This window comes from Aliivibrio sp. 1S128, assembly GCF_001691065.1.
In the GTDB taxonomy this organism is placed as follows: domain Bacteria; phylum Pseudomonadota; class Gammaproteobacteria; order Enterobacterales; family Vibrionaceae; genus Aliivibrio.
Genome location: NZ_MAJV01000014.1, coordinates 110,442 through 126,870 on the forward strand (window position 1 = coordinate 110,442; position 16,429 = coordinate 126,870).

The window sequence follows — 16,429 nt, forward strand, 5'->3', positions numbered from 1 at the left end:
ATAGGCTCTTATGTAATATCCTTGAGGGATATTGAGTGAATGATTTTGCTCATTGCATAAGAAGATGAAAACCAGATAACACATCACGTTCAAGGACGATAACTCTTTGCAATGATATTAATGAATAACAAAATTATTTACACGTTCAGGCTAAGATAAAAAGGGAGAAGGATATGTTCTCAGGTAGCATTGTCGCATTAGTAACACCATTAGATACTGATGGTGAAGTAGATTACACCAGTTTAAAAAATCTTGTTGATTATCATATTGATGCAGGTACAAATGGCATTGTAGCTGTTGGTACTACTGGAGAGTCAGCGACATTAAGTGTAGAAGAGCATGTCAAGTTAGTGATGAAGACCCTTGAGTTTGCTGATGGTCGCATTCCTGTGATAGCTGGTACGGGAGCGAACGCAACTCATGAAGCCGTAACTTTTAGTAAATTATTTAGAGATTCAGGTGTTGCAGGCTGTCTTAGTGTGACGCCTTATTACAACAAACCAACGCAAGAAGGTTTGTATCTGCATTATAAAGCGATTTCTGAATCAACAGATGTGCCTCAAATTCTCTATAATGTACCAGGCCGTACCGCTGTCGATTTATTACCAGAAACGGTTGCTCGTTTGTCTGAATTTAAAAATATAGTCGCATTAAAAGATGCGACGGCTGATCTAGATAGAATTGCAATTACCCGTGAACTTTGTGGTGAAAACTTTATCCAACTAAGTGGTGATGATGCAACAGCACTTGATTTCGTAAAATTAGGTGGTCAAGGTGTTATCTCGGTGACTTCAAACGTAGCAGCAAAAGACATGGCAATGATGTTTGCTTTAGCGGCTCAAGGTAAATTTGAAGAAGCTGAAGTGATTAACCAGCGTCTAATGCCATTACATAATGATTTGTTTGTTGAAGCGAATCCAATGCCTGTTAAATGGGCAACTCATCGTTTAGGTATGATTACTCACCCTGATATTCGTTTACCATTAACCGAATTAAGTCTTTCTGCACAACCAGTCGTTGAACAAGCGTTAATTCGTGCTGGTGTGTTGAAGTAATAGGATTGAAAATGAAAGTGAACACTCGCTTTGTTGTTGGATCGTTAATGATCGCTGTTTTATCAGCGTGCTCAAACAGTCCAACAGAGCGTCGCCAAGCTAAACAAGATTTTAAATATTTAGAAACGGAACCGCTCGTTGAGTGGAAGCAGCCAGTAGAGGCTAAACCGGAATTTTATCCTCAATATGATATTCCAAAAGGGGAGTATGTTGGAGGGATTGGTAAAGATGTTGATATTCGTCCACCTCAACAAGTGCTTGAATTGATCCCTGGAGCTCGTGTTGAAGAAAATAATGGAGAGGTAACTGTCTGGCTGATTAAGGAAGAGGATGTCGATAGATTGTGGCAAACCGTCTTGTCAGTGATTGAAAAACGTGAGATTGGTTTACGTACACAAACGGATTCTGAACTAGAAACGGATTGGATTAAATGGAATTCAGAAGATGAAGACCATGAATTTGGTTCGCGTTATAAGATCAATAAATTTAATAAGAATAATCGTTCAGGTTTCCAAATATCGCTCATTGATTGGCAGGTAGATGGTACGCAAACGGAAGTAACAGAAGCAAATAAAGCACGATATAACATTTTGATGACCAATTTAGTTACGTCTGCTTATGATGCTCAATTACGTGAAGAAGCGCGTATCCGTGCTGAAGAGTTAGTGAAACGAATCCCTATATCAATGGGGCAAGACAGAAGTGGCCTCCCAATAATTATCGCTCGTGCGCCTTATGATATTTTCTGGGAACGTCTTGGTGAATTATTACCAATGATGGGGCTAGAAATTGAAGATAGAAACCGCTCTCAAGGTACGATTAAGGTGAAATATAAAGAACCTGATGATGAATACTGGGAAGAGATAGGTACTAAGCCGTTGGCTTTTGAAGGCAGTACTTATAACCTATTACTAGGTGATTTGGGTAACCGAACGTCTATTAATGTTACTGACGCCGCTGGAAAACCAGTAAACGAAGCAACACTTGATTCAGTTGTGCCTGTTTTAGCTGCGATGGTTGAAAAATCAAATAGCGCACCTAAAGTTGAGACGGAAGAAGAGTAAAGTTTAGCGTTAAATTAATAGCGTTTGTTAATAATTTAAGACGTTCACATTAGTGAACGTCTTTTTTTTCATCATTTTTTTCTGTTGTAATATTTTCTTTGCTTGAGGATGTGTCGCTTTCAAGTGATTCATGCTCATTTTCTTGTGAGCAAGGTTTTTTCTTTGGTTTGAACTTCATATTCGCTGTTGCTTTTAGGGCTGCAAGGTTACCAATAACGACACTTAAAACAATGACGATAATAACCCAAGGGTTCATTAACCATTCCATATTTATTCCTTATTAATATTAGTAATGTAGCGAACAAATAACGTATCTATGTGTTTAATAATAGTATCTTTTCCCGCTAATTCGATATTTTCCCATGAATCTAAAAGTACATCGGGCGTTAATTTTGTCATAAATAGTGAACTTTGAGCTTTGTGGCTTAAATGCCAAGGTTCAATAGCGACGCCTTTTCTATCTGCTTTATAAGGAAAAAAGAAACCATGTTTTTGCGCATTTTTTTGTAGCCATAGGCTAAAGGAGGCCTGGTGGCCAGTATTATATTCCCAAGGTTCCAATTGAAGCGCGGTGTTTTCAGGAAGGGCGTTTGATGCATAGACATCAAGGTCTGTTCCCCAGTGATGACGGCTTCCTCCAGGGAGTGCTGACCAACGCATAATGGCGTGGATCTTATCTATTTCACTCATATCATCAGTATTAAGTGGTTGTCCATCTTCACCTAAAATAGGACGGATCCCATTAAATTTATTATTCCAAATCATCAATTGGCGTTCAAAATCACGGAAGCTACTTGCAATGGTTAGGGTAAAACCTGAACTAAGTGCTGCTTGTGTTAATGCATGAAAAGAATCAACGCAATGACGATGAAGCTGACGGTTGGGGGTTACAAAAGAGAGGTGTTGAGTCGATAGACCTGTAAGTTCTGCTTTTTCCATAATTCACCACAATAAAAAAGAGAGGATCGAAACCCTCTCATCATATACCCAAAAATCATTAAGCAAATAGGTTATTAAGCACTTGTTGATACATATCAGTTAGCTTTTCTAGATCATCAACTTTAACGCATTCGTTCACTTTGTGAATCGTAGCATTTACAGGACCAAGTTCTATTACTTGAGACCCCATTTGAGCAATAAAACGCCCATCTGAAGTGCCCCCTGTGGTTAATAATTGAGGTTTTTGTTGGTTAACCGTATCAACCGCATCAACAACCGCAGTTAAAAGCTCACCGGTATCAGTTAAGAATGGAAGGCCATTGATGACCCAATGTAATTCATATTCTAAATTGTGTTTATTTAAGGTATCAATGACACGCTGTTGTAGGACTTCAACGGTAGATTCAGTGCTAAAACGAAAGTTAAACATGACCTCTACATCACCAGGTATTACGTTAGAAGCGCCAGTACCACCGTTGATGTTGGGAATTTGAAAACTTGTTGGTGGAAAGTAATCATTACCAGCGTCCCATTCGGTTGTGGCTAGTTCTGTTAATACTGGCATCGCTTGATGAATAGGGTTACGAGCAATATGTGGGTAAGCAACGTGACCTTGGATACCCTTTACAGTTAAGTTACCAGTAAGAGATCCACGGCGACCATTTTTGACTACATCGCCAACATATTCAGTGCTTGATGGCTCACCTACAATACACATATCAATGATTTCATTTCGATCTTTTAGAGTATCAACGACACGTGTTGTCCCATTAATAAATGGACCTTCTTCATCTGATGTTATTAAGAAAGAGATAGAGCCTTTGTGGTTAGGGTGCTCAGCAACAAAGCGCTCAACAGCAACAACCATACAAGCCAAAGAACCTTTCATATCAGCTGCACCACGAGCGTATAGCATGCCATCAATGATGGTTGGTTCAAATGGGTTCGTATTCCAGTGGTTTAATGAGCCTGTTGGTACAACATCGGTATGGCCAGCAAAAGTAAATAAAGGTGCTTCAGTGCCACGGCGAGCCCAAAAATTAGTGGTATCTTCAAAAACCATCACTTCTATTGTAAAACCAAGTGCTTCTAGTCGTTTTATCATAAGCTCTTGGCAACCAGCATCCTCAGGGGTAACGGATTGGCGGCTTAATAAATCTTTTGCAAGAGCTAACGTTGGGGTGTCAGGCATGGTGTATTCCTTTACTTTATCTTTTAATTAGACATCTAAATTTATGAATTTTAAACGGTAAATAGAGCTTCATATTGTGCAGGCTTAAACCCTAAATGGTATTCATTATTATGAATTAATACAGGACGTTTAATCATTGCCGGCATTTCTAGTAATAATGCAATCGCACTTTCTTCATTTAGATTGTTTTTTTGTTCATCGGTTAATTGGCGGTAGGTCGTGCCTCTTTTATTTACGACATTTTCCCAGCCAAGCTGTTTAACAAAAGTACTAACCATCTCTTTATCAATACCATCAGTGCGGTAGTCATGATAAGTAAAGTTAATTTCATTTGCGTCTAGCCATTTTTTACACTTTTTTATCGTATCGCAGTTTTTTATTCCGTAAATTGTAGTCATCACTTTCTTCATTATGTTATTAATTATTAACTCCTTTATAACGAGAATTGAACCAATACGCCAGTCTTGAGCATTATTTATCATTCTATTGATTATTATTTGAAGTGACTCGTCTTTTTCTTCAACGTATTATTTTTGTTTGTATGGAAAATATACACTTTGTTATCGATGTTAATAAGGGCATACATGATGGGGAATGCAGTAAAGATTGGAGATATAGGCAGTGCGCACGATGGTTTCCATCCAAGCCCTGTATTGGCGGGCTCAGCGACAGTTAAAGTTGATGGTATTCCGGCGGTAAGAAAAGGCGATCCTTTAGCGCCTCATGTGAAGCCAAAGCATCCTCCTCATCCTAGATTTATTTCTGGTGGCTCAAGTAGTGTTTTTATTGATGGACAGCCGGCCGCTCGTGATGGAGATAAAATCGGATGTGGTGGCACAGTTAAAGGTGGTGGTACGGTTAATATTGGCTAATTATTTATATTTCACTAATGATACTTGTGAAAATTAATTACAAAAAATGCATTTTTATGTGTTTTTTAATGTAATTATGCGATTATTTTCGTAATTAGTTGATCAATCTCAACATCATAAATACTGAATGATTAATAATTGTTGTTATTAAATCAGGAGGTACCAATGGAGTTGAATCCAGTGTTCGCCAGACGCTTATATTTAGCGTTGTTGGTGCATAATTTAGAAAGACCTAATGTACCGAAGCTTGTCGAGTTAACTGGATGGCCTCGTCGTACGATTCAAGATGTATTGAAAGCATTACCTGGCATTGGTATTGAGTTGATGTTTATTCAAGATGGCCGTCGCCATAATGATGGCTATTATCGTCTTTCAGATTGGGGACCTTATGATCCTGAATGGGTGTGCTCAAGAGAAGATGAAATTGCATCTACTTTGTATCATTAGCATTACTATTCTGACGAAATTTAAATAAAACCGCCAACAAATATGTTGGCGGTTTTTTATTGCTTGGTGTAAAGGTGCGATTACGGGCAAGAATAGGCAGTACCAAGTAGGGTTATTGATGTGTTAAATGCAACTGGATCTTGAACAATAACGGTATTTGCCCCCAAAGCGTAAGCTTCGTTTTTTATATCATTTACCGCTGAAACCATTAACTCTTTGTTGGGTATAAAAAAGAAGGTATACCAATGCCCCTCGCTACCTGTCACTGTTCCTAATTCAGAGCACTGTTTGCTTCCACTATCATTATAATGAAGAGCGACTGAACTTGAATCATTATCTAGAGGCTGGTTTGTTGATATACAGCCACTTAATAAAAATAAGCTTAGGGTTGCGGTGAGCAATCTTTTCATATTAAGAGTCCAAGTAAAGTAAGGTAGCTGCAACTCGTGATTTTACATTTAGTTTTTTTAATAAACTTTTCATGTGTACTTTTACCGTCGCCTCAGAAATAAATAGCTTATCGGCAACTTGTTTGTTTCTCATGCCCTTTGCTACGTTTTGTAAAATCTCTAGTTCACGAGCAGTTAAGCTTGATAGTGAATCATCGCCATTATTATCTTGTTCTAAACATAGTTTAACTTGTTCAGAATAGGCTTTTCCGCCTCTCATTGCTTCTTTTAATAATGTAATTAGCTCATCAGGTTCACTGTCTTTTAAAAGGTAACCATCAGCACCAGCTTTAACTAATGTTTTTATATCTTGTTTATTATCAGAAACGGTTAAAATTACGATAGGGCAAGTTACCCCTTCATTACGCAGTGCGTGTAATGTATCGAGTCCTGACATTCCTTTCATATTTAGGTCAAGCAAGACTAAGTCAGGCTCATTTTGGGAAATAAGAGCGACAGCATCAGTGCCATTACTTGCTTCGCCTGTTAGGGTGAACTCATCATCAAAAGAGAGTAATTGGCCAATGCCTCGGCGCATTAACGGATGATCATCAACGATAACAACATTCCACATAATTTTTACCTTCTATTTTATTGGTTTAGTGGAAACGTAACGTTCACTGTACAACCGTGTTCAAATTCAGAGGATATAGATAAAGTGCCATGAACGCAGTTAGCGCGTTCCTGCATTATTCTTAATCCATAGTGATTGATCTTTTCTTCTGTAGGATCAAATCCTACTCCATCGTCTTCAATGTTAATGCAGCCTTGCTCACTGTCTTGAAAACACGTAATGATAATATTATCAGCTTTTGAGTGTTTGATGGCATTTAATGTCGCTTCACGTATTAATTGCAATAAATGGACGTGCTGTTGGGCATTGATAGGTAGAGAAGGCAGTTCATTATTTACTCTAATATTTATGTTGGTTTGCGCTGCCAATGTGGTTGTGATTTCTTGTAGAGCCTCTCCAAAATGAGCTTTATTGATGGTTAATCTAAAAGTATTAAGTAATCCTCTTAATTGAGTATAGGCACTTTTAAGTCCTTCATCTAATTCAATTAACGTATTGCCTGTATTTTTACAGTCACACTTCACAAGCTGACGCTTTAATAGGGTCGTTTGAATTTTTAAATAAGATAGCGATTGAGCTAAAGAATCATGAAGTTCACGAGCAATAGCGGATCGCTCTTCTAACAAAATTAACTGATGGGTTTGTTTTTGGGTTTGATTATAAAAAATGCCACGGGCAAGGATATTTGAGATATTAATAATGAGTTTTTGATCAGGGCAAGGTAAAGAGAATTGCCACATTAAATAACCAAGTTGCTCACCATCAATACTCAGTTCTTGTAGGCTCCACGGAGAATCGTTGGATTCGCCACTGGTTATTTCCCAATCACCACCAGAGGCTTCTTCTACTATCAGGCGAGCACTCGTGACGCCTTCAATATGAATGAATATATCAAGAATATTTTTAAAGGTTTGCTCGTCTAGTTGTGATGCTGATAATTGTTGTGAGCATTTATATAACGTAGTCAATGAGCGATTCGCTTGGCTTAATTTCTTCGTTTTATCCTCAACTCTATTTTCTAATTCTCGGTAGTTAAAGTGAATTTGTTTTGCCATATGGTTAAACGAATCACTTAATAGCCCTAATTCATTATCACTTTTTAAGTCTACTTGGACCGAATAATTGCCTTTTGTCATAGCTTTACTCGCTTGGACAAGTCGATGTAATGGACTAACGATTTGTCGTTGAGTAAAAAAGATAATAAAAACACTTAAAAAAACGATTAAAGATAATCCAAGAGCCCCGATAATCGATAGTGTGATTAATTTTCGTTCTGAAAATTGTTGTAACCTGAAAACAAAGTGATCGATTTGATCTACAAATAAAGACACTTTATTTAAATAAATTTGTTTGTTGTCACTGAGTAATGCTGGCTTTAAGGAGTGCCATTGTAAACGAATGTCTTGATAAGAAAGTTCAATATCATCAGGAACAAACCACTGCTCTAATGCTTGAAAAGAGGGGGAGTCAATAGAGTCAGAAAACTTATTTAAATGACTGACTATTTCTGGGGAATTAGTTTCAATATCATAGGCTAACCGATAACTTTGCATACGTAGTGAGCCAGATATATTAACCGCCTCAGCATCTTTCAAACTAGAAGATAAAGTCATTAAAGCAAAGCTAGTAGTGATGATAGAAATAAGGACTATCCACAACATTACTTGAGCAATGGTTTTTGTTAGTATTGAGGTCTTTGTTTGTTTCATCTTTGTTAAATCTGACCTATAGTTAATTAGAGTTAAATAAACTCTATTTTGTTGTTTTTATTTGTTTTAAAAATTGATCTAAAACAAATACACCCCTCGTTTAGCCATTATGGGGTATATCAATAAATATAACAAAATTTAAAATCCAACGTATAAAATTGTGAATAAACGATGGGAGTTGTGAATAGATGAGTCAAAATAATCTAATTGATCATTCTAAGCGTGGTATTTTTCATCGTTTTTCAAGTAAGAATAAGATACATCCTTTAATACAACAACGATTACCTTGGGTTAATAACGAAGCTGATTTCGTGTCTAAATGTACTCAATGTGAAAAGTGTATTAAAGCGTGCGAAGAAAATATAATTGTTAAAGGCGATGGTGGTTTTCCTATTGTCGATTTTACTAAAGGGGAGTGCACTTTTTGCGAAGGATGTGCACAAAATTGCCCTGAAAACCTATTTGATTTAACTATTGTGCCAACTTTCTCTCATAAAATATCTATAAATGAAAGTTGTTTAGCAAAGCACTCAGTTGAATGTCGTAGTTGTAGTGATATGTGTGAAACACAAGCTATCCGCTTTCAACTTGTGCTGGGTAACGTTGCTCAGCCTCAAATTAACTTAGATGTTTGTAATGGATGTGGAGGCTGCGTAGCCGTTTGCCCTACTTCTGCTATCAGCATGACACTGGAAGAGCAAAAATAATGCTAGAAAATTTGCCTGAGAACGAAGTTCATATTTCAAGTTTAGTGGTTCATGTTAAACCTGAATTTTTAAAGCAGACAAAAGAAAAAATACTGGCACTACCGAATACGGAAATCCATGGAGAAAGTGAAGAGGGCAAGTTAATTGTTGTACTTGAAACTGAGAATCAAGGATATATCACCGATTCAATCGATAAAATAAATGACTTCGAAGGAATTCTAAATGTCGCTTTAGTTTTCCACCAAATCGAGCACTTTGATTCGCAATGTGAGGATGAATCATGAAAATGACAAGACGTGCGTTTGTTAAAGCAAACGCCGCAGCATCAGCTGCAGCTGTTGCAGGTATTACATTGCCTGCATCTGCAACTAATTTAATCGTTAGTTCTGACGAAACAAAAATTAAATGGGATAAAGCGCCTTGTCGTTTTTGTGGTACTGGCTGTTCTGTACTTGTGGGCACTCAAAATGGTCGTGTTGTTGCGACTCAAGGTGATCCAGAAGCGCCAGTAAATAAAGGTCTTAACTGTATTAAAGGTTATTTCCTTTCTAAAATTATGTACGGGAAAGATCGTCTTCAAACGCCAATGTTGCGTATGACTGATGGTCAATACGATAAAGAAGGTGATTTTGCTCCTGTATCTTGGGATGTTGCGTTCGATACAATGGCAGAAAAATGGAAAGCGGCTCTGAAAAAACACGGTCCAACAGGTGTTGGTATGTTTGGTTCAGGTCAGTGGACTGTAATGGAAGGTTATGCCGCGGTTAAGCTGATGAAAGCCGGTTTCCGTTCAAATAACATCGACCCGAACGCTCGTCACTGTATGGCTTCTGCGGTAGGTGCGTTTATGCGTACTTTTGGTATTGATGAGCCAATGGGTTGTTACGATGATTTTGAACACGCAGATTCTTTTGTATTGTGGGGCTCAAATATGGCTGAAATGCACCCAGTATTATGGACTCGTATTTCAGATCGTCGTTTAAGTAATCCACACGTTAAAGTGAACGTATTATCGACTTACTACCATCGTTCATTTGAATTAGCAGACAAAGGGTACATTTTTGAACCTCAATCTGACCTTGCAATTGCTAACTTCATCGCTAACTACATCATTCAAAACGATGCAGTGAACTGGGATTTCGTTAATAAACATACGAACTTCAAGCAAGCAACGACTGACATCGGTTATGGTCTTCGTGATACTGACCCGCTTCAAATGGAAGCTGAGAATCCTAACTCTGGGGCGATGAGCTCGATCAGTTTTGAGGAATATAAAGCGTCAGTTGCACCATACACAGCAGAAAAAGCCTCTGAAATGTCAGGTGTATCAGAAGAAGATCTGATCACATTAGCGAAGCAATACGCGGATCCAAAAACGAAAGTAATGTCTTTATGGACAATGGGTATGAACCAGCACACTCGTGGTGTTTGGATGAACAGTCTTGTCTATAACATTCACTTGTTAACGGGTAAGATTTCAACGCCGGGTAACAGTCCATTCTCATTGACTGGTCAGCCTTCTGCATGTGGTACGGCTCGTGAAGTAGGTACATTCTCACATCGTCTACCTGCAGATATGGTTGTTGCTAATCCTAAGCACCGTGCAATTTCAGAAAAAATCTGGAAGCTGCCAGAAGGTACATTGAATGGTACACCTGGTGCTCACGCTGTTGTTCAAGATCGCATGCTTAAAGACGGCAAGATTAATGCTTACTGGGTTATGTGTAACAACAACATGCAAGCGGGCCCAAATATTAATGGTGAGCGTCTTCCGGGTTATCGGAATCCAGAAAACTTCATTGTGTGCTCTGACCCGTACCCAACAGTAACTGCTCAAGCATCTGATTTGATTCTTCCTACAGCAATGTGGGTAGAGAAAGAAGGGGCTTACGGTAATGCAGAGCGTCGTACTCAAGCTTGGTACCAACAAGTACAAGCAAAAGGCGAAGCAAAATCTGATTTATGGCAAATCATGGAATTCTCAAAACGCTTCACAGTAGAAGAAGTGTGGGGCGAAGAGCTATTAGCTAAAGCACCTGAATTCCGCGGTAAAACTATGTACGACGTACTTTACAAAAATGGCAACGTAGATGCCTTCCCATTATCTGAAGCTCAAGAGCTAAATGATGACGCGAAAGATCAAGGCTTCTATGTTCAAAAAGGCCTATTTGAAGAGTATGCAACGTTTGGTCGTGGTCATGGTCATGATTTAGCACCATACGATACTTACCACCAAGTACGTGGCTTACGTTGGCCTGTTGTTGATGGTAAAGAAACATTATGGCGCTTTAAAGAAGGCTCAGATCCATACGCTAAAAAAGGATCTGATTGGGACTTCTATGGCAAGCCTGATGGTAAAGCTCTGATTATTTCCGCACCTTATGAAGCGCCTCCAGAAGTTCCTGGTGAAGAGTTTGATATGTGGTTATGTACTGGCCGAGTTCTTGAGCATTGGCATACAGGAACAATGACTCGTCGTGTTCCTGAACTGTATAAAGCCGTTCCAGATGCACTTTGTTATATTCATCCAGCGGATGCGAAAAAACGTGATTTACGCCGTGGTGAAGAAGTATTAATTTCAAACAAGCGTGGTGAAGTTCGCGTTCGTGTTGAAACTCGTGGCCGTAACCGTCCGCCAGAAGGATTGGTCTTTGTACCATTCTTTGATGCTCGCATCTTAATTAACAAGTTGATTTTGGACGCAACCGATCCGCTTTCTAAGCAAACGGATTACAAAAAATGCCCAGTTAAAATCACTAAAATTGCTTAATTAATAATTGATAGACCATCTGATGTGGTGGTCTATTTCAAAGAGTTTGCCTTAAGGCGGAGAAAGTAGAATGAAAAAATTCATTATAACGCTTCTATCAATTGGACTGTTGTTTGCAGGTGCAGTACAAGCAGAATCAGAACAAACTACCGAATCACCATCCACGGAATTAAATAACCCTGGTGGCATCGGTGGCGTTGAATCATTACGTGGGGCTTCAGAGTTAGAAACGACACGCCCAGCGGATGACTTTAAACGTTTCCCTCGTGACCATGCGTTAGAAAGTGATTACGTTTATCAACCACCATTGGTTCCTCATACCATTCGCAACTATGAAGTATCATTAAACGCAAATAAGTGTTTATCGTGCCATAGCTGGAAGAATGCAAAAGAAATGGGTGCAACTAAGATCAGTGTAACGCACTATGTAAACCGTGAAGATGCTGTTCTTTCAGATGTATCACCTCGACGTTACTTCTGTCTACAATGTCACGTCCCTCAAGCTGATGCAAAACCATTAGTTGAAAATGAATTTGAACGTGTGGACTCATTGCGCTAGTTAATAGCCAATACAGTTAAGAGAGGCTATACATGAAACTATTAAAAGCATTTTGGAAGCGTTTTTCTTCTCCAAGTAAAGCAGCAGTAGGTATTGTCCTATTTATGGGCTTTATGGGTGGTTTGCTTTTCTGGGGCGCATTTAACACGGGTATGGAAGCAACCAATACAGAAGAGTTTTGTTCTGGTTGCCATGCACCAATCGTTAAAGAGATCCAAGAAACCATTCACTATTCAAACCGTTCTGGTGTTCGAGCAATCTGTTCTGATTGTCACGTACCTCATAACTGGACAGATAAAATTGTACGTAAAGTTCAAGCATCAAAAGAATTGTTTGCTCATTACGTAACAAAAACGATTGATACTGAAGAGAAATTTAAAGAGCGTCGAGGTCATCTGGCAGAGCGAGAGTGGCATCGAATGAAAGAAAATAACTCTCAGGAATGTCGTAATTGTCATGAATTTAATTATATGGATTTCTCTGAGCAAGGCCCTCGTAGTGCGAAGCAGCATTCAACGGCACTAGCATCAGGTGATAAAACATGTGTTGATTGTCATAAAGGTATCGCACATAAGCTGCCTGATATGTCTGGCGTTGAAGGGTGGTAAGGAGCTTACTATGAGTACGTTAGAATCGGTTATTTGGCATACGTTAGGTTATATAGCGATGCCTTCAATCATCCTTGGAGGCTTTGCTGTTGTTGCAGTATTGTCTATTTGGGTACTGTCAATTAAAGCTGACAAAGAATAACTTTAGACCTTATTAAAATAATAAAAAAGAGATGACGCTTAATTGCGACATCTCTTTTTTTATGATTAAAAGCCAGATGTAGAATAATAAATAAATCCTACCCAACTTAGAGCCAGTAATACCCATGGTAACGCTTTGTTTGATTTTGGCTTGGCATTATCTTTTAGTATTGCTTTATCTTCTATTTCAGGTTGATCAGTATTGTGTTGTTTTGTACGTAATGTTTTTTTCTTTAGCTTATCCGCTTCTCTTGCCTTTTCTTTTTGCTGTTTTTTATAAAGAGTAATACCTTTCTCTATTCCTTGTGCAATCAATTTAGTTTGCTCTTTTGTTTGAGCTGGTTTTTGTGTAGCTTTAGCTATCTTCATAGCTTCTTGTTGTGACTCAACAGAAATCGTTTCTTTTGCTTTTTTATTATTAGTCATAGATAGTCTTTATTTTTAATATTTGAGAGTATTTTTATGTATATTTAAACAGTAACTGATACAAAGTGTGACGGCAACATTGCTTTTGAATTTTGAGTTGGTTTTAGCTCAAAGTTTTAATTTTATCCAATCGTTATTTTTAATTATTTCAGTAAGCTGACTAAGTCTACTGAGAAAGTTGTTAGTTTATTTGAAGGTAGAGAATGCACTATTCATTTGATGAATATGACGAGCATGGCTGGTTGAAGCCACCAATGTGGTTATGGTTTGGTTGGGCAATTTTAATTCGTTCTGTTGTTGTTTTTGTAATGGCTGGAGCGAGTCGTGAGCAAGGAACAGATTTACTTGCATTGTTTTACCCTAATCATACGCACCTTTATACTAGTTTGTATTTAAGCTTACCCATTGTATTTTTTATGTGGTTAAGTAATTTTAAAAAGCCGACACGGCCTCTTATGCTCACCCTTTGGAAGCAAGGTCGATGGCTTACCATTATTATGGTTCTTATTGATCTCACCATGCTAATACAATCAGTCGTGGTGAATCGTGGAGAGTTTCAGTTAGGAAGCGCGGTAATTATCCTATTTCTTAGCTGGTTTTTAATATTTTTGTTCCGAAGTAAACGAGTGAAAATATGTTTTAGTCTGACTTAAAAGGGGGCAGACAATGGATTTATCAACAAGCGCATTATTATTTAGTGCATTATTAAGCCCACTAGTAATGGCGGATTGGCAATTGGATTTGGGGTTAGAGATTAATCGCCCGAATATGCAACGCATAACGAACTCATCAGCGTCATTAGTGTTGGGTGAAGAAACGTTAGTTTTTAATTCAATCGATAAACAATCCCAAGTACAAGCGTGGGCTGAGCTTAAAAATATCGACGCTGAAAATGTTGAAATTGCTTTTCGTGTCACTGAAGAAGAAGGTGAAGGGAACATCAGAATATTATGTGCTCCAACAATTATTACCAAATTAAATAATTTAGAGTCTTATATGGTGTCAGATTCTTCAGCAAATGAAACAGTAAAACTTTCGGTTGAGGTAATTTCTTCATAAACTCTTATTTTTTATCAAACACTCCCATGGTTTATTACATATAATGAGCTCAGTTAATTCAAAATAGAAAGGAACTGAGTTCATGTCACATACTCCTCAAAATGCATTACTGCCAGAACCAGATCGATTTGCATTATACGTAACGTTAAATATCAAAACTAACGCTCAGCTTGTATTAGAGCAACTGCAAGCACTTCCCTCATTAATTACTGAACTAAATGAAAGTCAGCCTGATGCGAACTTAAGTAGCGCAATCTCTTTTGGTGCTGATTTTTGGGCTACGTTATCTTCTCCAATGCCCCCTGAATTGGCAAAGTTTACGCAATTAGGTAAAGGCGATATTATCGCACCAGCAACACATGGTGACGTATTAATTCATATTCACTCAAATCGACATGATTTGCATTTCTATATTTTACGTAAACTAATGAATGTAATTTCTGAGTACGTAGAAATTCAAGAAGAGACTTCAGGATATCGCTTCCTAGATTCTCGTGATATGACTGATTTTGTTGATGGGACAGAAAACCCTAAAAATGAAGCGCGCGCTGAAGTGGCATTAATTAAAGACGGTGAATTTGCGGGTGGAAGCTACATGATGTGTCAACGTTTCGTGCATAAGATCCCTGCATGGAATCGTTTATCTGTTGCGGCACAAGAAAAAGTCATTGGTCGTACTAAGCCTGATTCAATAGAGCTAGAAGACGTTCCAGCAGCTTCTCACGTAGGTCGAGTTGATATTAAAGAAAATGGTAAAGGCGTTAAGATTTTACGCCATAGCTTGCCATACGGCTCGGTATCGGGTGATCATGGTTTACTGTTTATCGCATATTGCCATTCTGTTCATAATTTCCAGGTCATGTTGGATAATATGTACGGTGAAATCGATGGTAAAACAGATCAATTGTTACGTTTTACGGATGCTGTTACTGGTGGCTACTTCTTCGCACCATCACAAGAAATGTTCGCTGAGCTAAAGGTTAAATAATACGGTTCTAAAGCTAAAGTAGGTGCCATTAGAAATAATGGTATTTGCTTAATGCCAATGTAATTATTTATGTTAGAGCAGATACAAAAAGGCCGCTGTTTTCTCTTAGAGAGAACAGCGGCCTTTTTAATGTCTTCTGTAAACTAATACCAATGCCATTAATTATCTGATCATTCTTACTGGTTAAATCACTTAATAGTTGCGTTAAAAATTAGTATTGTAGAATAACTACAGATAAGAATTTTTGCCTTACTCTTAAGTGGTTTCCCTGCGTAATAAATAGAATATCTAATTAGTTACATTGGTATAAATCAATCGATTAGGAAAGATTATTTAGTTACTTTAAGAACTGGAGATTCACCAACAGTAACAGCACCAGAAAGCTTAGTAAGCTCTTTGATTTCGTCCATGTTAGAGATAACAACAGGAGTTAACGTTGATTTAGCGTGCTCTTCTAGGTACGCAAGATCGAATTCGATTACAGTGTCGCCAGCTTTAACTTCTTGGCCTTCTTCAGCGATACGAGTAAAGCCTTTGCCTTTTAGTTCAACAGTATCGATACCGAAGTGAACAAAAAGCTCGATGCCATCGTTAGATTCGATAGAGAAAGCGTGGTTAGTTTCGAAGATTTTACCGATTGTACCGTTTACTGGAGCAACCATTTTGTTGCCAGCAGGTTTGATAGCAATACCATCACCAACGATTTTTTCAGCGAATACTACGTCTGGCACATCTTCGATGTTTACAATTTCACCAGAAAGAGGTGCGATGATGTCGATAGCACCAACGTTAGCGCTTTCAGAAGAAAATGCGCTTTTAATTTTGTCAAACAGACCCATTGTGTAGCTCCCTAAAGTTTATATTAAATAG

General features: G+C 38.2%; 22 protein-coding genes. 13 read left to right on the top strand and 9 right to left on the bottom strand.

Features of this window, described 5'->3' with window-relative positions; translation table 11 throughout:
• The first annotated feature begins 173 nt into the window (after positions 1 to 173).
• Both dapA and bamC read left to right on the top strand, forming a co-directional pair.
• Positions 174 to 1,055 carry a 4-hydroxy-tetrahydrodipicolinate synthase gene (dapA, locus tag A6E03_RS04000; RefSeq protein WP_065593868.1) on the top strand — a complete coding sequence of 294 codons (882 nt, stop codon included), beginning with the start codon at positions 174 to 176 and terminating at the stop codon, positions 1,053 to 1,055.
• Positions 1,056 to 1,066: 11 nt separating this feature from the next.
• Positions 1,067 to 2,119 (top strand): outer membrane protein assembly factor BamC, encoded by a 1,053-nt coding sequence (bamC, locus tag A6E03_RS04005; RefSeq protein ID WP_065593867.1) that lies wholly within the window; start codon positions 1,067 to 1,069, stop codon positions 2,117 to 2,119.
• Between the two features lie 49 nt (positions 2,120 to 2,168).
• On the opposite strand, the gene A6E03_RS04010 is transcribed toward bamC, so the two are convergent.
• From A6E03_RS04010 to A6E03_RS04025, 4 genes are read right to left on the bottom strand one after another with little or no spacing between them, the layout of a single operon-like run.
• Positions 2,169 to 2,387, bottom strand: a complete 219-nt coding sequence (locus tag A6E03_RS04010; protein WP_065600212.1) for a DUF2897 family protein — start codon at positions 2,385 to 2,387, stop codon at positions 2,169 to 2,171.
• Positions 2,388 to 2,389: 2 nt separating this feature from the next.
• Positions 2,390 to 3,058 (bottom strand): M15 family metallopeptidase, encoded by a 669-nt coding sequence (locus A6E03_RS04015; RefSeq protein ID WP_065600213.1) that lies wholly within the window; start codon positions 3,056 to 3,058, stop codon positions 2,390 to 2,392.
• Positions 3,059 to 3,116: 58 nt separating this feature from the next.
• Positions 3,117 to 4,250, bottom strand: a complete 1,134-nt coding sequence (dapE, locus tag A6E03_RS04020) for a succinyl-diaminopimelate desuccinylase (RefSeq protein ID WP_065600214.1) — start codon at positions 4,248 to 4,250, stop codon at positions 3,117 to 3,119.
• A 50-nt stretch (positions 4,251 to 4,300) separates the two neighbouring features.
• The gene (locus A6E03_RS04025) at positions 4,301 to 4,648 is read right to left on the bottom strand and encodes an ArsC family reductase (protein ID WP_065594242.1); all 348 of its coding nucleotides are present in this window, start codon (positions 4,646 to 4,648) and stop codon (positions 4,301 to 4,303) included.
• A 189-nt stretch (positions 4,649 to 4,837) separates the two neighbouring features.
• Here A6E03_RS04025 and A6E03_RS04030 point away from each other — a divergent pair, with 189 nt between their 5' ends.
• Positions 4,838 to 5,122: a type VI secretion system PAAR protein gene (locus A6E03_RS04030; RefSeq protein ID WP_065593863.1), complete on the top strand. Its 285-nt coding sequence runs from the start codon at positions 4,838 to 4,840 to the stop codon at positions 5,120 to 5,122.
• Between the two features lie 165 nt (positions 5,123 to 5,287).
• Positions 5,288 to 5,569, top strand: coding sequence for a helix-turn-helix domain-containing protein (locus A6E03_RS04035; RefSeq protein WP_060991618.1), 282 nt, complete (start codon positions 5,288 to 5,290; stop codon positions 5,567 to 5,569).
• 80 nt (positions 5,570 to 5,649) lie between these two features.
• Here A6E03_RS04035 and A6E03_RS04040 read toward each other — a convergent pair whose 3' ends face one another.
• From A6E03_RS04040 to narQ, 3 genes are read right to left on the bottom strand one after another with little or no spacing between them, the layout of a single operon-like run.
• Positions 5,650 to 5,979, bottom strand: coding sequence for a DUF4156 domain-containing protein (locus A6E03_RS04040; RefSeq protein ID WP_065593862.1), 330 nt, complete (start codon positions 5,977 to 5,979; stop codon positions 5,650 to 5,652).
• A 1-nt stretch (position 5,980) separates the two neighbouring features.
• Complete coding sequence (locus tag A6E03_RS04045) at positions 5,981 to 6,592, bottom strand: response regulator (protein ID WP_065593861.1); 612 nt, start codon at positions 6,590 to 6,592, stop codon at positions 5,981 to 5,983.
• Between the two features lie 17 nt (positions 6,593 to 6,609).
• Positions 6,610 to 8,301, bottom strand: coding sequence for a nitrate/nitrite two-component system sensor histidine kinase NarQ (gene narQ / locus A6E03_RS04050; RefSeq protein ID WP_065593860.1), 1,692 nt, complete (start codon positions 8,299 to 8,301; stop codon positions 6,610 to 6,612).
• Between the two features lie 188 nt (positions 8,302 to 8,489).
• Here narQ and napF point away from each other — a divergent pair, with 188 nt between their 5' ends.
• The 6 genes from napF to A6E03_RS04080 all read left to right on the top strand — a co-directional run bounded on the left by napF (position 8,490) and on the right by A6E03_RS04080 (position 13,087).
• Entirely contained in the window at positions 8,490 to 9,008 is a 519-nt protein-coding gene (napF, locus tag A6E03_RS04055; protein ID WP_065593859.1) for a ferredoxin-type protein NapF, read from the top strand.
• A complete protein-coding gene (locus A6E03_RS04060) occupies positions 9,008 to 9,292 on the top strand; it encodes a chaperone NapD (RefSeq protein ID WP_065593858.1) in 285 nt (94 codons plus the stop codon). The genes napF and A6E03_RS04060 overlap by 1 nt, the downstream gene beginning before the upstream one ends.
• Entirely contained in the window at positions 9,289 to 11,778 is a 2,490-nt protein-coding gene (napA, locus tag A6E03_RS04065; protein WP_065600215.1) for a periplasmic nitrate reductase subunit alpha, read from the top strand. Before A6E03_RS04060 ends, napA begins: the two co-directional genes overlap by 4 nt.
• A gap of 70 nt (positions 11,779 to 11,848) precedes the next feature.
• Positions 11,849 to 12,337 (top strand): nitrate reductase cytochrome c-type subunit, encoded by a 489-nt coding sequence (locus A6E03_RS04070; protein WP_065593856.1) that lies wholly within the window; start codon positions 11,849 to 11,851, stop codon positions 12,335 to 12,337.
• 32 nt (positions 12,338 to 12,369) lie between these two features.
• Positions 12,370 to 12,945: a NapC/NirT family cytochrome c gene (locus A6E03_RS04075; RefSeq protein ID WP_060991610.1), complete on the top strand. Its 576-nt coding sequence runs from the start codon at positions 12,370 to 12,372 to the stop codon at positions 12,943 to 12,945.
• 10 nt (positions 12,946 to 12,955) lie between these two features.
• Entirely contained in the window at positions 12,956 to 13,087 is a 132-nt protein-coding gene (locus tag A6E03_RS04080; RefSeq protein WP_065593855.1) for a TIGR02808 family protein, read from the top strand.
• 65 nt (positions 13,088 to 13,152) lie between these two features.
• Here A6E03_RS04080 and A6E03_RS04085 read toward each other — a convergent pair whose 3' ends face one another.
• Positions 13,153 to 13,512: a DUF2956 domain-containing protein gene (locus tag A6E03_RS04085; RefSeq protein ID WP_065600216.1), complete on the bottom strand. Its 360-nt coding sequence runs from the start codon at positions 13,510 to 13,512 to the stop codon at positions 13,153 to 13,155.
• A 203-nt stretch (positions 13,513 to 13,715) separates the two neighbouring features.
• Between A6E03_RS04085 and A6E03_RS04090 the strand changes: the two genes are divergently transcribed.
• The 3 genes from A6E03_RS04090 (at position 13,716) to A6E03_RS04100 (ending at position 15,559) form a co-directional block, all read left to right on the top strand.
• Positions 13,716 to 14,165, top strand: a complete 450-nt coding sequence (locus A6E03_RS04090) for a DUF2919 domain-containing protein (RefSeq protein WP_065593853.1) — start codon at positions 13,716 to 13,718, stop codon at positions 14,163 to 14,165.
• Positions 14,166 to 14,178: 13 nt separating this feature from the next.
• On the top strand, positions 14,179 to 14,571 hold the full coding sequence (locus A6E03_RS04095; RefSeq protein ID WP_065593852.1) for a hypothetical protein: 393 nt from the start codon (positions 14,179 to 14,181) through the stop codon (positions 14,569 to 14,571).
• An 82-nt stretch (positions 14,572 to 14,653) separates the two neighbouring features.
• A complete protein-coding gene (locus A6E03_RS04100) occupies positions 14,654 to 15,559 on the top strand; it encodes a Dyp-type peroxidase (RefSeq protein ID WP_065593851.1) in 906 nt (301 codons plus the stop codon).
• Positions 15,560 to 15,888: 329 nt separating this feature from the next.
• Here the strand turns inward: A6E03_RS04100 and crr are convergent, their stop codons facing one another.
• Positions 15,889 to 16,398, bottom strand: coding sequence for a PTS glucose transporter subunit IIA (crr, locus tag A6E03_RS04105; RefSeq protein ID WP_065593850.1), 510 nt, complete (start codon positions 16,396 to 16,398; stop codon positions 15,889 to 15,891).
• Between the last annotated feature and the right edge of the window lie 31 nt (positions 16,399 to 16,429).